Raw genomic sequence first — 14,611 nt, forward strand, 5'->3', positions numbered from 1 at the left:
ACAGCGTTTTCCGAAGTTCCAGGTCGGCACGGATGACCGGCCGCCGGGAATCGGCCATGCTGTTGCGTTTCACGTAATCCGCACGATATCGAGATCGCTTTGGGATACCACCGGGGGTGACGCTGCGTCGTCGCTGGTGTTAGGGAAAGAGGGACATGAAGATTCGCGCATGGATCGGTGCGCCGATCATTGCCGCACTGACCGTGGGGGCCGTGGGGGCGGCAACCGTCACCGGGTCCGGAACGGCCACTGCCGCACCGGATTCGGTTGTCACCACACCGGAAGCGGCGGCCACCATCGTGCCGACCGTCTCCGGAGTGGCGGCGCCGGGCCCGGGAACGCCGGGGTCCGTTCAGTATTCGGTCAAACTGGTCGACCACACCGTGCTCACCACGCTGACGGGCGCCACCTTCCGGCTGGCGCCGGACGGTAAGGCCTACGACATCGCCGACGGTAGCGGCGCGACCGTCATGACGCTGCCCACCGCGGTGAGCGCCGGCGGCACCGCGATCCCGGTCGCGGCGGAGGTCCGGGAGGGTGGCACCGTCCTGGCGCTCACCCCGCAGGCCACCGCACCCGCGGGGACCACGGTCGATTCGGTCGAGGTGCACGCCACCCCGATCGCGTCGCCGCGGGAGAACACGCTGGCCCAGCAGGCGTTCGCCACCCAGTTCGGCCTGGCGACGGCGGTCGGCGGCTTCCTGGGCACCGCGGCGGGCGTCGTGATCGGCGCGATCGCGGGATGTGCGCTGGGGTTGCCGTTGTTCGGTGTCGGCTGCATTCCCGCCGCCATCACCGGCGCGGGCATCGGCGGCATCATCGGCACCCTGGTCGTCGGTGGTCCGGCGCTGATCGCCGCCGCCGTCGATCTGATCAACACGCTGCAGGCCGCGCCGGGCAGCAGCCCGTGGGCGGAGAACGCGCCGAAGTAGTTCCACCGCTCCTGCCACGCCCGCGCCGACCCGTCGGCGCGGGCGTCGCGCGTTCTCCGGCGGGCGAATCCGGAACCCCCGCGGGCTAGCGGGTTTCGGTCTCGGCGGCCTCCGGCGGAAATTTGTTTGCACCACCGATCAGTTCCACGCATCATTACCGTCCGAACTGGTGTGTGGTTGCCGCGATGCGGCGAGTTCCGCCCGGCACCGACGCCGGTCCGTATCGAGCCACATGTGACCCTGCTCACCGATTCCCGGAGGATCCATGCCCGCCGACCTATCCGCCCCAGCAGGCGGCAGACGCACACCCATCGTGATCCGATTGCTCGTCCTGGCGACGTGCGTGGTGATCCTGAACGAAACCATCATGATCAACGCGATCCCGCGCCTGATGGTCGACCTGCACGTCACCGAACGCACCGCCCAGTGGGTGTCCACCGCGTTCATGCTCACCATGGCCGCGATCATCCCGGTCACCGGCTGGTTCCTGCAGCGGGTCACCACCCGGCGCGCCTACACGATCGCGATGACCGTCTTCCTGGCCGGCACCGCGCTGGCCGCCGTGTCGCCGTCCTTCCCGCTGCTGCTGGCGGGCCGGATCGTGCAGGCCGGCGGCACCGCGGTCATGATGCCGCTGCTGATGACCACCCTCATGACGGTCGTCGGCGAGCACGATCGCGGCCGGGTCATGGGCAACGTCACCCTCGCCATCTCGGTGGCGCCGGCGATGGGCCCGGTGATCTCCGGCCTGGTTCTCCAGATCGCCTCGTGGCGCTGGCTTTTCGCGTTGATGCTGCCGATCGCCGGTGCGGTGACGATCTTCGGCCTGCGCCGCCTGGACAACATCGACGAACCGCAGGACGGTGACATCGACTGGGCCAGCGTGGTTTTCGCGGCCCTCGGCTTCGGTGGCCTGGTGTACGGCCTGAGCCGCTTCGGCTCCGGCAGCGTCGTCGAGCCGGTGGTGATCGTGGTCGCCGGCCTTCTCGCCATCACCGCCTTCGTCCTGCGCCAGCTCTACCTGCAGCGCCACGGCACCCCCCTGCTGGACCTGCGAATCCTGTTGGCCGGCACCTACACCAAGGCCCTGGTGCTGATGTCGGTGGCCTTCATGGCGATGCTCGGCTCGATGATCCTGCTCCCGCTCTACCTGCAGAACCTGCGCCTGCTCAGCCCGCTGCAGACCGGCCTGCTGGTGATGCCGGGCGGACTGGCGATGGGCGTGCTCGGCCCGACCATCGGCCGCATCTACGACCGCTTCGGCGGCCGCCTCCTGGTCATCCCCGGCACCATCGCGATCACCGTGGCCCTGGCGGGATTCACCCAGATCACCCTGCACACCCCCTACTGGCAGCTCCTGGCCCTGCACATCCTGCTGAGCCTCGCCCTCGCCGCCGCCTTCACCCCGGTCTTCACCCTCGGTCTCGGCGCCCTCCCGTCCCACCTGTACTCCCACGGCAGCTCGATGCTCGGCACCCTGCAACAGGTCGCCGCCGCCTTCGGCACCGCCCTGGTCGTCACCATCATGTCCGCCCGCAGCACCACTTTGATCAACCACGGCACCGACCCCCTGACCGCCCACCTGGACGGCATGCGCCTGGCCTTCGTCGTCTCCGCCGTCCTCTCGGTGATCGTGATCGTGATGGCCGTCCTTCTCCCCAACCGCTCCACCTCCCCGGACGAATCCGAGGTCGTGGCCACCTCGGCGGATCCCGTCGACGCCGAGCCGAGCGTCGCTGCACTGGTCGCGGACTGATCGGGATGGCCGGACCCGTCCGAGGGCGGGTCCGGCCATAGGTCACGAGCGAGGTCCCTTCGGGATCGAGTGTCGTAGGCTCGGTCCGAGCCGGATCACCACGAGGAGCTGACTGTGTCGGTAATGCATCCCGATGAGCACCCACGTCTCACCGTGGAAGAGTTCCTGACGGCCGAGCCCGATATGTTCAGCACCACATTCGGCGATGTCGAGATCGTGGACGGCCTCGTGGTGCGATTACTCGCGCAAACCGAGGCCCACAGCCGCGTGGTGCGCCGGCTGGCCGCCGCTCTCGACGACGCCCGTGATCCCGCGGGGCCTTGCCTGCGAGTCAGCTCCGACGTGGCAGTGCGTTTCGCCGACTCGGAGGATCGACGCGTCGACCACCGCCTCAACATCCGCTATCCGGACATCTTCGTGCGTGACTGCGAGCCCTACGACGTCAACACCGTTCGTGACCACATCGCTCTTGTTGTCGAAGTCGTCTCGAAATCGACCGTCGACGCGGATACCACCGAGAAATACAAGGCCTACGCGCGCGCCGGGATCCCCGTCTATCTCATCGTCCATTTCGACAAGAGCTGGGAAGCCATCGACCGTATCGAGGAATATCGCCTCGACTGGTCCGGCCTGCGGTACATGCCGCACAAGGTCCACCGCACGGCTCTGGTCCTGGACACGCCGGTAACGCTCGCGATCACCTTCGACGCTCTCCATCGTCCCTGAGGCGCCGAAACCGTCTGCACCGGCGTTCTCGAAGTCGGTACGCGCGATAGCCGAGAACTCCGTGCTGATCGAGGATTACCGATGGCCCTCCGTGGTACCGCCGTACTCCGCGCGGATCCGTGCCTTGGCGAGTTTTCCGGAGGCGTTGTGCGGTAGCTCGGCGCTGAAGACGACGGATTTCGGGATCTTGTAGCGGGCGATGCGGGCGGCGAGGAAGGTCAGCAGGTCCGATTCGGTCGGGGCGGCACCGGGTTTCGGGGTGACGACGGCCCGGCCGACCTCGCCCCAGACCGGGTCCGGGATGCCGATCACCGCGCATTCGGCGACCGCTTCGTGGGCGTAGAGGGCCTGTTCGACCTCGGCGGGGTAGACGTTCTCGCCGCCGGAGATGTACATGTCCTTGAGCCGGTCCACGATGTAGAGGTAGCCGTCCTCGTCGCGGCGGCCCACGTCGCCGGTGTGCAACCATCCGCCGGGGTGGGCGGCGTCGGGCCGATTCCAGTAGCCCGGACTGACATTCGGGCCGTGCACCAACACCTCGCCGACCGTGCCGGGCGAGTCGGTGGGCGCCAGTGCGACGTCGGTGAAGAAGCAGGGGGTGCCCGCCGAGCCGAGTTTGCCCGTGCCGGAACCGGGATCGGTGGCGCGCAGCATCGTCACGCCGGGCGACGCCTCCGTGAGGCCGTAGCCCTGGATGATGTTCAGGCCCCGATCCCGGTAGGTCTCCAGCAACGACATCGGAATCGGCGCCCCGCCGGAGAGCGCGGTGCGCAGCGTCCGCAGATCGGCGGTGGCGAATCCGGCCGCACGGGACAGTCCGAGATACATCGAGGTGACCCCGAAAAGCATGGTGACGCCGTGCGTTTCGATGAGCCGCAGGGCGCGGTCCGGATCCCAGCGGGCCTCGATCAGCGCCGTGCCGCCCTTCAGCAACACCGGGAACAGCACCTGGTTGAGTGCGGCGGTGTGGAACAGCGGCGCGGTGACCAGGGCGACCTCGGTGTTGCGCACGTCGATGTCGACCAGCAGGTTGTAGACGTTCCAGGTGATGTTGCCGTGGGTGAGCAGCACTCCCTTGGGGCGGCCGGTGGTGCCCGAGGTGTACTGGATCATGAAAAGATCGTCGAGCGCGATGTTTTCGTCGATCGGCTCATCGGAACCGTTGTCCCGCAACGTCTCCAGCGTGACTTCGGCCGTCTCCGGCTCGACCGCAACGGTGTCGACGCCGAGTTCCCGGATCTCCGCCGCACCGGCGATCGACTCGGAGCCGCGATCGTGGATCAGCAGCCGCGCACCACAATCGGCGAGAATCCACGCCGTCTCGGCCGGTGCGAGCCGCGTGTTCACCGGGACGGCGACCGCACCCAGCATGGCGATCGCGAACACGGTCTCGACGAAGGCCACCGAATTCGAGCCCAGATACGCCACCCGATCGCCGCGGCCGATCCCGCGGCGCCGCAGGCCGTGCGCGAGCCGGGTGGCCCCGCGGTGCAGGGCCAGGTAGGTGGTCTCCGTGCCGTCCTGGACCAGCGCCACGCGATGCGGCGTCATCCTGGCCCGGCGGCCCGGCCAGGAGCCCATGCCCTGGTCCCGCATGACCGTGTTCCCCTGTCAGCTCAACCGGCCACGTCCGCGAGCTCGACCACCAGTTCCGGTTCGGTCGCGGCGATCACCTGCTCGACGGTGACCTCCGGCGCCAGTTCGCGCAGCACCAGCGTCCCGTCCCGCACATCGAGGACGGCGAGATCGGTGATGATCCGGTGCACCACGGCCCGCCCGGTCAGCGGCAGCGTGCACGATTCGACGATCTTCGGATTGCCGTCGCGGTCGGTGTGTTCCATGACCACGATGACCCGCCGGGCGCCGTGCACCAGATCCATGGCACCGCCCATGCCCTTGACCATCTTGCCGGGCACCATCCAGTTGGCGAGATCCCCGTGCCGCGAGACCTGCATCCCGCCGAGTACCGCGGTATCGATGTGCCCGCCGCGAATCATGCCGAACGACAACGCCGAATCGAAGAAGGTCGCCCCCGGGTTGACGGTGACGGTCTCCTTGCCGGCGTTGATCAGATCCGGGTCGACCGCGTCCGGATGCGGGTACGGCCCGGTGCCCAGGATGCCGTTCTCCGAATGCAGCACCACCCGCACGCCGGCGGGCAGATGGTTCGGGATCAGCGTCGGCAGCCCGATGCCCAGGTTGACGTATTCACCGTCGACCATCTCGGCGGCCGCGCGGGCCGCCATCTCCTCACGTGACCAGCTCACAGCGCCACCGTCCGCTTCTCGATTCGCTTCTCCACAGGACCCACGTGCACCACCCGCTGCACGAACACACCGGGCAGATGCACCTGCGCCGGGTCGAGTTCGCCGGGCTGGACCAGGGTTTCGACCTCCGCGACGGTGATCCGGCCGGCCATCGCGGCCAGCGGGTTGAAGTTCATCGCGGTCTTGTTGAACACGAGGTTGCCCTCGGTGTCGCCGATCTCGGCGTGGACCAGGGCGAAGTCGGCGTTGATCGCCCGCTCCAGCACATAGGTCCGGCCGTCGAATTCGCGCGTCTCCTTCGCGGGCGACTGCACCGAGATCGATCCGTCGGAGGAATAGCGCCACGGCAGGCCGCCCTCGGCGACCGGCGTGCCGACGCCGGCCGGGGTGTAGAAGGCCGGGATGCCCGCGCCACCGGCGCGCAGCCGCTCGGCCAGCGTGCCCTGCGGTGTCAGCTCGACCTCCAGCTCACCGGAGAGATACTGCCGCGCGAACTCCTTGTTCTCACCCACATACGAAGCGGTCACCCGGCGAATCCGCCCGGCCGACAACAGGATTCCCAGACCCCAGTCGTCCACGCCGCAGTTGTTGGAGAACACCTCGAGCCCGGCGGTGCCCTGCGCGGCGAGCGCGGCGATCAGCCCGGACGGAATACCACACAGACCGAATCCACCCACCGCCAGTGACGACCCGTCCGCGATGTCGGCCACGGCCGTTCTCGCGTCGGCGACCAGCTTCGTCGACATATACCTACCCGTTCACTCAGTGATCACTACGGTCCCCCCGAAGAGAGTCAAGTCGGTCGAACTGCCCTGATCAAGGGCCGCACGGTACCGTTCCCGCGATCGTTCACGCAGTGGCCGCTCGGTCCGGAAGCGTTCACTGGGTGAACGTATACTCGGCCGATGCCGGACGACTCGAAACCCCAGCTGGTGGCGCGCGCGGCGGCCATCCTGCGGGCGATCGCCGCGCTGGAGCCCGAGGGCGGTTCCACCGCGGGCATCGCGCGCGCGGCCGGGCTGGCCCGGCCCACCACGCACCGGGTGCTGTCCGCGCTGGCCGAACAGGGCCTGGTCGACCGCGACAAGCGCTCGGCCCGCTGGACCCTGGGCCCGGAGCTCTACCTGCTGGGCACGCTGGCCGCCGCCCGCTACGACATCACCGATCAGGCCGGTGGCGTGCTGCGCCGGCTGGCCCGCGACACCGGCGAGAGCGCCTTCCTCTCCGCCCGCCGCGGCGACGAAACTGTCTGTCTCGCAGCCGAAGAGGGCACTTTTCCGCTGCGCTCGCACGTCCTGCACATCGGTATCCGATTCCCGCTCGGCGTCGCCTCCGCGGGCCTGGCGATCCTGGCGCACCTGCCCGACCGCGAGGTCGACGAGTACCTGACCCGCTCCGACCTCACCGGCGCCTGGGGGCCCGCGCACGGCACCGCGGCGCTGCGAGCCCGGCTCGCCGAGGTCCTCCGCGACGGTTACGCCACGAACCCCGGACTGATCGTGGAGGGTAGCTGGGGAATGGCCGCCGCCGTCTTCGACCGCCGCGACGAACCGGCCTGGGCCCTCAGCCTCACCGGCGTCGAAACCCGTTTCGGCGACGTCCGCCGAAGGCAGCTCGGCGAATTGCTCTTGCAGAGCGCGCACGATCTCGGACAGTCACTGCGCTGACGAACATTTCGCCGGGGCCGTGGTGAGCATTCGGCGGCGAGTCGTGGTGAGCACCTGCCGGAATGGGCAGGGTCGCTGCGGGTAACCGACTGCGCGGCATCGCAGGACAACCGGCGCGGGACGCAATGGGCACTCGGCGACGGCAACCGGCGCGGGCCGCATGGGCATCCGGCAGTGGGTGATGAGGTCAACTGGCGGCGAGCCGTCACGGGCAACTGTCGGTTTATCGCGGCAGGCAACCGGAGACGGGGCCGCAGTGGGCAACCGATCGTGCGTCGCCGTGGTACCCGGCGGCGCGGCGCGGCACATATCCGGCGCCGCGCCGCCGCATACTTTCCTGCGATAGGTTGACGGCTGATCGAGGGAGGAGGCGGCCGTGACGGCGGTGGCAGGTTCCGAAGGCGCCGGGGGCGCCGAGCCGGGATTCGATCCGGGTGATCGCTGGGTGCCGGTCGACCGGCGCTGGCTCGGCCTGGACCGCGCGACGCTGTTACCGGCCCTGATCGTGCTCGGGCTGGCGATCCTGATGGGCTCGATCCTGCCGGCGATCGATGCGGCCGTGCCCTACCACGACACCGCCGCCGCCGGGGACATCATGCAACTCGACGGCGGGATCACCTTCACTCCGGCGCCCGGCTGGGGCATCACCGACGGAGTCCGCGCGGGCGCCGATCAGGTGACGAAGGCGTACCCGCCGACCGCGAAACTGGTCGACGGCCCGATCCGGTTCTCCGTCTACACCGCGCCCTTCGCCGGGAACGCGGTCGACCTGCTGCGGCAGATCGAGCGCACCGACGCCCTGCTCAACGGCGATTCGGCGATCACCGGCGACCCGGCGGTGATCACCAACCAGGACGGTGCCAAGGGTTTGCTGGCCCGCTTCACCCGGGGCGGTTCGGACGGCGTGATCGCCGCATTCGTCCTCGACGGCCGCGGCGTGCAGGCCGTCGCACTCGGCCCGACCGGGCTCACCCCCGCGCAGACCCAGGACATCGCCGAGATGATCGTCAGCATCGGCCGGACCCGGGAGGCCGTGTGACCGCCCCGGCGTTCGACCAGCTCGAGGCCGACCGCCGGGCCACCATCGCCGATTCCGGCTGGGGCCGGTCGTTCACCCTGTGGCAGCCGCGCAACCTGGCCTTCTGGGTCTATCTGGCGCTGGTCACGAGCGGGATGTGGGCCTGGGTGTCGATGATCAGCGGCCGGTACGCCGCCTACGGTCACGCCATCGTGATCGCGGTCGAACTGTTCGCGATCTACGGGGCGATCTTCTGGTGGTTCACGCACAGCATCGACCGCTACGCGCGGCAGCCGATCGGCGCGCTGGTCGCGGCCTTCCTCTGGGGCGGGTTCGGCGCCACCTGGCAACTGGCCGCCACCGCCAACACCGCCCTGCTCACGTTGTACGCCAAGGCATTCGGACAGGCGTGGGCCCTGGACTGGGGCGCCGGGCTGTCCGCCCCGTTCACCGAGGAGATCGCCAAGGGCGCGGGCCTGCTGCTGCTGATCGCGCTGGGTCCGCGGCTGGTCCGCACCGCCTTCGACGGCTTCATCCTGGGCGCCTTCATCGGCCTCGGCTTCCAGATCCTGGAGGACATCGCGTACGCGGTGAACGCCGCGGCCTCGCAATTCGGCGCCAACCAGATCGGCGCGGAACTGCCGACGATCTGGCTGCGCGTGATCTTCGGCGTCGCCGCGCACACCCTCTACAGCGCGGTGTTCGGCGCCGGCCTGATCTACCTGATCGGCCGCCCCGCCGAACCGCGCCGCGTGCTGCGCGGCCTGGCCCTGATCGCCGCCGCGATGCTGTTGCACGGCGTCTGGGACGACCTGTCCGCGCTGGTCCACGGCCGGGCCGGACTGCTGTTCCTGGCCTGGATCGTGGTACCCGCCGCCGCGCTGGTGCTGGCGGTGAACGTCTTCGGTGCCACCGTCCGCCGGGAACGCGAATTCCTCGGCCGCATCCTCGCTCCCGAGGTGGCGACCGGTGTCGTACTGCCGCGGGAACTCGCCGCCATGTGCGGAGACCGCAAGGAGCGCAAGGCCTTCCGCAAATCGCTGCCGGACCGCCGGATCCGCCGGACGGCCGGCCACGTGCTCGACGCCGCCGCCGACCTCGCCGACACACTGGCTACCGCGCACGGAATCTCCACGCCCGCAGTGCAATTCGCCCGGAGTGAGGTCACCAGGATCCGCTCCGGACGGCCCCCGCGCTCCCGCGACGCCGACCCCGCGGGATAGCGGAGCTGCGCGCACCCTTCCGTCCGGCGAACTGACCGTGATGCGGAAACACTGTTCGTCTCAGCCACCCCAGCGCCCGGCGGCCGCGGCGCGCTCGATTCCGGTCGCGGCACCCGCCTCGCGTTCGCGCAGCAGGTCACCGGCGAAGGTGTAGGGCGCCGCCTTCGCCGGATTCCCGCGCGCCTGTTCGACCACCGCGTCCACGAGCGAATTCGCCATCGCCAGCCGCGGATACGCGGTGTGGATCGCGATCGCCTGCTCCTCGCTGATCACCGTGGAGCCGCGCCCGAAGTCGATGCCGACCCCGGAACGGGTGAGGAAGGCCAGCGGCCCGCGCCGTTCGGCGATTCCCCCCGAGGTGTGCAGCGCGATGGCCTCCCAGATCAGCGCGCGTTCCGCCGCCGGCACGCCGAGCGGCGCGAGGATCGCGTCCGCGGCGTCGGCCCCGTCGACCTCGAACCGCTGATCCCCGTTGCCGCGCGCGGTCAGCCCGATGTCGTGCAGCACGCACGCCGCGAACAGCGTGCGCTCCGCCACGATCAGCCCCTCGTCGCGCGCCAGCAACCGGGCGAACAGATAACTGCGGATGCTGTGGTTCGCGATGGACACCGACTCCTCCGCCCGCACGATCTCCAGCACGGGTGCGACGATCGGATCATCGGGCAGCTGCAACACCTCTGCGGTCATGAGCCGATCGTCGCGGATCACCGGCCCGCGGACCAGCACCGGACCGGACGAAATTCGTCAGGATCCGGCCGCCGCGGTACCGGCGTCAGCTCCCGAGCATCGTGCGCATCCGATCGATCTCACTCTGCTGCGCCGCGATGATGGACTGCGCCAGCGCCTTCGCGTCGCCGTTGTCCCCGTGCGCGAGTTCGTCGTTCGCCATGGTGATCGCCCCGCTGTGGTGATCGATCATCATCTGCAGCCAGGCCCGATCGAACTCCGCCCCCGACAACGTGCGCAGCCGGTCCATGTCGGCGTCGGGCATCATGCCCGGCGTGGTCGCCATGCCCGGCATGTCCGGCATCGAGTGGTCGCCGGTGGCCGGCGCCGGCTTGCCGAAACTGCGCAGCAACTCGCTCATCCGCTCCATCTCGGGCGCCTGCGCGTCCCGGATCGCCGCGGCCAGTGCCACCACCTGCTGATCCCGCGACCGCGACGGCACCAGCTCCGCCATCGCGACGGCCTGGGCGTGGTGCGGATACATCATCTGCAGAAACGACACGTCGGCGTCGTCGAAATCGGTCCGCATCGCGGTGGACATCGTCGTCCCCGGCGAATGCGCGGACGTCGAATCACCACATCCCGCGGTGAACAGGACGAGGCCGGAGGCGGTGAGGAGAAAAAGGGTACGGGTACCGAACATGACAACTCTCCTGGTGAATTGTGAGAAGGGAAGACAGGACGAAATCGCCACCACCGTGCGGCGGCGGCGACGAAGATCCGTCAGATCCGCAGAATCGACAATTCGGCCAACGAGGGCATCGTCCAGGGCGGCGGCCGCCCTCGATGGTTGGGTACGAGCCCGCCGAGAATCGGAGCCGGCCGGTCCGCTCCGGCCTCTTCCCGGACGCCCGGCACCGGCCCGATATCCGGCACGGACCGCGACAGCACGAACGTGCACGCGTGCACGGCCCCGTGCGCCGGCCCGCTCACCGGGTGCACCGCGACCTCGGACGCGGCGGCGACCATCCGGCCGGACATCCCGTCGTGCGTCTCGCCGCCGACGCAGAACACCCCGGCGTGCATGGCCGCGATACCGAAAACGAGCAGCAGCAATCCGAGCACCCGGACCGACCGGGTCATCCGCGACTGCCGCTGCTCGACCACGCCGCCATCCTACAAACCCGTTTCGCCCGAAACCGCCCCCGCGAACACGTTTCGCAAACGGCCGCCGATCCGATGATTCCGATGAACACCCCACTGCACCCCTGCGCAGGGAGGACCCCGGTGCGCACCACCACCCCCGCCACCTACCGCGACCAACCGGAATGGCGGGCCCTGCAACAGTTCCTGCCCACCCGCCTGCACCTGACCGACGAGACGGCCCCCGCCGAGGAGTTCTGGCCCTGGCGGGGCAACGAGATCCACCTGGACCGGTACCCGGCGCCCGCCGCCCCCGCGAAGATCCTCCTCCACCACGGCGTCGGCACCAACGGCCGCCAGCTGACCCTGATCCTCGGCGCCCCCCTCGCCCGCCGCGGCTTCGAAACCGTCGCCCTGGACAACCTCGGCTACGGCCTGACCCGGCTGCGCCCCGGCTACACCCCCACCTACGACGACTGGGTCGATCTGGTGGTCGACTACCTCGCCCACGAACGAACCCGCGACAACCGCCCGATCATCCTCTACGGCCTCAGCGCGGGCGGAATGCTCGCCTACCACGTCGCCGCGAAGGCCCCCGCCGACACCCTGCGCGGCATCGTCGGCATGACCTTCCTGGACCAGCGCATCCAGCGGGTCCGCGACGAAACCGCCCACGATCTCCTGAACGCCCGCGTCGGCGCACCCCTCCTGCGCCTGCTCGCTCCCACCCCCGCCGGCCGGGTCCGCTACCCGATGACCCTGGCCGCCAAGATGTCCGCCCTCGTGAACGACCCGGCCGCCCTTCGCGCCATGACCACCGACCCCACCTCGGCCGGCAACCGAGTCGCGATCCGCTTCCTGAGCAGCTACCTGAACTACACCCCCGCCGTGGAACCGGAGGACTTCACCGCCTGCCCGATCCTGCTGACCCAGCCCGCCCGGGACCGCTGGTCCCCGCCACACCTGGCCGATGTGTTCCTGTCCCGGATCACCCGGGTCCTCGTGGAACGCGTGTTACTCCAGAACGCCGGGCACTATCCGATCGAGGAGCCCGGCCTTCGGCAACTGGAGGATTCGGTAGCGAATTTCGCCGGCGCTCGGATCAGAAATTGACCCGCCCACACGGGCAGAGGGCGGGTTTGCCGCCGACGAAGGTGATGCCGGGCAGGAAGTCGACCACCCGCCCGATGGTCTTCGTCACCGGTGACACCCGCCGGGTCGCCGCCGCACGCCCGGACATATGCCTCAGCCGTCTCCCAAGTCGGGATGTGATATCCACCGGCCGCCTCGGCGAGCGCAGTGCGTGATCGGCCCGAGATGCGGGCCATCTGACGGCCATGTTAACCGACGGCCTCCGCCGTTCGCCGACGGAAAGCGCCGGCCCCGGCGCTTACCTGCTCCTCCCAGCAGACCGGCAACGGTTCACCCTCGTATTCGAACATCCAGCCGAACGGCAGCAGATGAACCTGCTCGCCGTGCTCCTCGAGCCGCTCGGCGATCTCCGCGACGAGCCCGAACCCGTCGCGGAACCGCGTACCGTCCGACGGCGCCGCGCACGACCCGGTGACGAGCAGATATCCGGTGTCGCCCGCGAGATCCCGGACCCTCCGGGCCGCCGCCGCGGCCAGGCGCCGATCATCGTCCTCGGCCACGATGTGGACCAGGACGCAATCGAAGAACGTTCGTGGCGCCCCGACGGTGGCCCGGTCCAGCGCGACGGCCTCCGGCCCCGGCACAGTCGGCATGTATTCCAAACGGCGCCAAGCACTTCCGAAAATCTTCATCGCGTCTCCGCCGGCTGCCCGGCCGCGGCCGGCCGGGGGCGTGGGGCCCGGCCGCGAAATCGGCCGTACGTCTCGACGAGGTCCCGCATCCAAGGGGTATCGGTGCCGAACAGCGGGCTCAGGGTGACCGGCTCGATCATTTCCGGCTGTTGTCCGGCCTCGTCGTAACAAACGAATATCCTGCGCATCGTCACTCCCGTGATTCAGACTCCCGTGCGTGCCCGAGTCCGCCGGTCGGACCGGTATTCGCCCGGTTGTTCGCGACCGTAATCGCACGCCGGGGCGGCCGTTTGCTCGCCGGCGCAGACCGCTTTCCGCCGCGCGCACGCTCCGTCGGCGGCCCCTGCCGGGATCAGCCGCGCTCGCCGCGTGCCGTGTCGAAGGCGGCGGAGCGCAGATCGCTGGGGGTCGTGTCGAACCGCTGCCGGAAGGCGGTGCTGAAGGCGCTGATGGAGCCGAAGCCCAGGTCGAGAGCGATGTCGGTGATGCTCTGGTGACGGTAGGCGGGATGCCGCAGCCGGTCGGCGGCGAGTCGCAGGCGATGTTCGCGGATGAGTTCCCGCGGCGTCGTGCCGGCCTGCTGAAGGGCGAGTTGAACCTGACGGACCGACCAGCCCAGCGCCCGGGCGACGGTCGCGCCGGTGAGGCCGGGGTCGCCCGCATGGGTGGCGATGTACCCGCGGACCGAGGCCTCGACCTCGCGCAGCCCGGTCGGAGTGTCCGGCGGTGCGCTGAGAATCAGCAGACACACCAGGTCGACGAGGTGGTCCGCGACCGCATCGAACTGAGTGGTGGTGAGCCCGGCGTGTTCGTCGTGCAGGCTCGCGGCCAGACCGCCGACCACTCGGCCGAGGCCGGTGCCGAAATCCAGCGGCTGGGCCGGCACAGCGACCCGGTTGAGCCGATTCCGCACCTCGCGGCGGGGAATGGTCAGGATCAGCCCGCTGGTATCCCGGCTCATCGACAGGCCGAACGGCTGATCCAAGGTGACCAGGAAGGCGGTACCCGGCAGGAGTATGCCCTGCTCGTCGTCCTGTTCCAGCCCGAATCGGCCGGTGGTCGGAACGAGCAGCCGGTAGTCGTCGTCCGGATCGGTACGGATCTGGCGCGCCGTGCGCCGGTAGGTCACGGCGTCGGATTCCCAGCCGACGAGTTGATAGGCGCGGCTACGGCGAACCCGGGTCAGGCCGTGGAAATTCTCGCGGTCCGGGAATTCGTAATGCAACCGGCCGTGATACGAGTCGATCAGCTCCGTCCAGTAGTCCGCGCGCTCGCGCTGACCGACCGCGGCGGTCGTGGCCGATTCGGTGATCGGATGAGTCACCATGGTGTCCCGTTTCACTGGACGACCCGGACGCGTGTTGCCCGGATCGGCATGTGTCCACGATAGAGCGCTTCCGGGCCGACCGGGCGGCCGGTATCGCGGTGC

The 14,611-nt window shown here is 69.5% G+C and carries 15 protein-coding genes; 7 read left to right on the plus strand and 8 right to left on the minus strand.

Translation table 11 applies throughout. The features are described from left to right. Positions 1-155: 155 nt before the first annotated feature. The 3 genes from NRB56_RS01840 to NRB56_RS01850 all read left to right on the plus strand — a co-directional run bounded on the left by NRB56_RS01840 (position 156) and on the right by NRB56_RS01850 (position 3,414). Positions 156-932, plus strand: a complete 777-nt coding sequence (locus NRB56_RS01840) for a hypothetical protein (RefSeq protein WP_153338694.1) — start codon at positions 156-158, stop codon at positions 930-932. A gap of 265 nt (positions 933-1,197) precedes the next feature. Continuing rightward, complete coding sequence (locus NRB56_RS01845; protein WP_153338695.1) at positions 1,198-2,688, plus strand: MDR family MFS transporter; 1,491 nt, start codon at positions 1,198-1,200, stop codon at positions 2,686-2,688. A gap of 123 nt (positions 2,689-2,811) precedes the next feature. Continuing rightward, positions 2,812-3,414, plus strand: a complete 603-nt coding sequence (locus tag NRB56_RS01850) for a Uma2 family endonuclease (protein ID WP_153338696.1) — start codon at positions 2,812-2,814, stop codon at positions 3,412-3,414. Positions 3,415-3,489: 75 nt separating this feature from the next. On the opposite strand, the gene NRB56_RS01855 is transcribed toward NRB56_RS01850, so the two are convergent. The 3 genes from NRB56_RS01855 to NRB56_RS01865 are packed head-to-tail and all read right to left on the minus strand — an operon-like array spanning position 3,490 to position 6,427. Next, entirely contained in the window at positions 3,490-5,010 is a 1,521-nt protein-coding gene (locus NRB56_RS01855; protein WP_153338697.1) for an acyl-CoA synthetase, read from the minus strand. Positions 5,011-5,030: 20 nt separating this feature from the next. Next, positions 5,031-5,681 carry a 3-oxoacid CoA-transferase subunit B gene (locus NRB56_RS01860; RefSeq protein WP_319942433.1) on the minus strand — a complete coding sequence of 217 codons (651 nt, stop codon included), beginning with the start codon at positions 5,679-5,681 and terminating at the stop codon, positions 5,031-5,033. Then, positions 5,678-6,427 carry a CoA transferase subunit A gene (locus NRB56_RS01865; protein ID WP_153338698.1) on the minus strand — a complete coding sequence of 250 codons (750 nt, stop codon included), beginning with the start codon at positions 6,425-6,427 and terminating at the stop codon, positions 5,678-5,680. Before NRB56_RS01865 ends, NRB56_RS01860 begins: the two co-directional genes overlap by 4 nt. Positions 6,428-6,586: 159 nt before the next feature. On the opposite strand from NRB56_RS01865, the gene NRB56_RS01870 reads away from it, so the two are divergent. From NRB56_RS01870 to NRB56_RS01880, 3 genes are all read left to right on the plus strand, one after another. Beyond that, positions 6,587-7,348, plus strand: coding sequence for an IclR family transcriptional regulator (locus NRB56_RS01870; RefSeq protein ID WP_153338699.1), 762 nt, complete (start codon positions 6,587-6,589; stop codon positions 7,346-7,348). Between the two features lie 376 nt (positions 7,349-7,724). Beyond that, the gene (locus tag NRB56_RS01875) at positions 7,725-8,387 is read left to right on the plus strand and encodes a hypothetical protein (RefSeq protein WP_227837056.1); all 663 of its coding nucleotides are present in this window, start codon (positions 7,725-7,727) and stop codon (positions 8,385-8,387) included. Then, positions 8,384-9,589 carry a PrsW family intramembrane metalloprotease gene (locus tag NRB56_RS01880; protein ID WP_319942434.1) on the plus strand — a complete coding sequence of 402 codons (1,206 nt, stop codon included), beginning with the start codon at positions 8,384-8,386 and terminating at the stop codon, positions 9,587-9,589. The genes NRB56_RS01875 and NRB56_RS01880 overlap by 4 nt, the downstream gene beginning before the upstream one ends. A gap of 60 nt (positions 9,590-9,649) precedes the next feature. Here NRB56_RS01880 and NRB56_RS01885 read toward each other — a convergent pair whose 3' ends face one another. The 3 genes from NRB56_RS01885 to NRB56_RS01895 all read right to left on the minus strand — a co-directional run bounded on the left by NRB56_RS01885 (position 9,650) and on the right by NRB56_RS01895 (position 11,422). Beyond that, entirely contained in the window at positions 9,650-10,276 is a 627-nt protein-coding gene (locus tag NRB56_RS01885) for an HD domain-containing protein (RefSeq protein ID WP_153338700.1), read from the minus strand. 85 nt (positions 10,277-10,361) lie between these two features. After that, positions 10,362-10,958 carry a DUF305 domain-containing protein gene (locus NRB56_RS01890; RefSeq protein ID WP_153338701.1) on the minus strand — a complete coding sequence of 199 codons (597 nt, stop codon included), beginning with the start codon at positions 10,956-10,958 and terminating at the stop codon, positions 10,362-10,364. A gap of 80 nt (positions 10,959-11,038) precedes the next feature. Beyond that, on the minus strand, positions 11,039-11,422 hold the full coding sequence (locus NRB56_RS01895) for a DUF6153 family protein (RefSeq protein ID WP_153338702.1): 384 nt from the start codon (positions 11,420-11,422) through the stop codon (positions 11,039-11,041). 120 nt (positions 11,423-11,542) lie between these two features. On the opposite strand from NRB56_RS01895, the gene NRB56_RS01900 reads away from it, so the two are divergent. Continuing rightward, entirely contained in the window at positions 11,543-12,511 is a 969-nt protein-coding gene (locus NRB56_RS01900; RefSeq protein ID WP_319942435.1) for an alpha/beta hydrolase, read from the plus strand. A 227-nt stretch (positions 12,512-12,738) separates the two neighbouring features. Here NRB56_RS01900 and NRB56_RS01905 read toward each other — a convergent pair whose 3' ends face one another. Then, entirely contained in the window at positions 12,739-13,143 is a 405-nt protein-coding gene (locus NRB56_RS01905) for a hypothetical protein (RefSeq protein WP_227837057.1), read from the minus strand. Positions 13,144-13,534: 391 nt separating this feature from the next. Then, entirely contained in the window at positions 13,535-14,509 is a 975-nt protein-coding gene (locus NRB56_RS01910; protein WP_153338705.1) for a helix-turn-helix domain-containing protein, read from the minus strand. Positions 14,510-14,611: the final 102 nt, after the last annotated feature.

The organism is Nocardia aurantia (assembly GCF_009604425.1).
Taxonomy (GTDB): Bacteria; Actinomycetota; Actinomycetes; order Mycobacteriales; family Mycobacteriaceae; genus Nocardia; species Nocardia aurantia.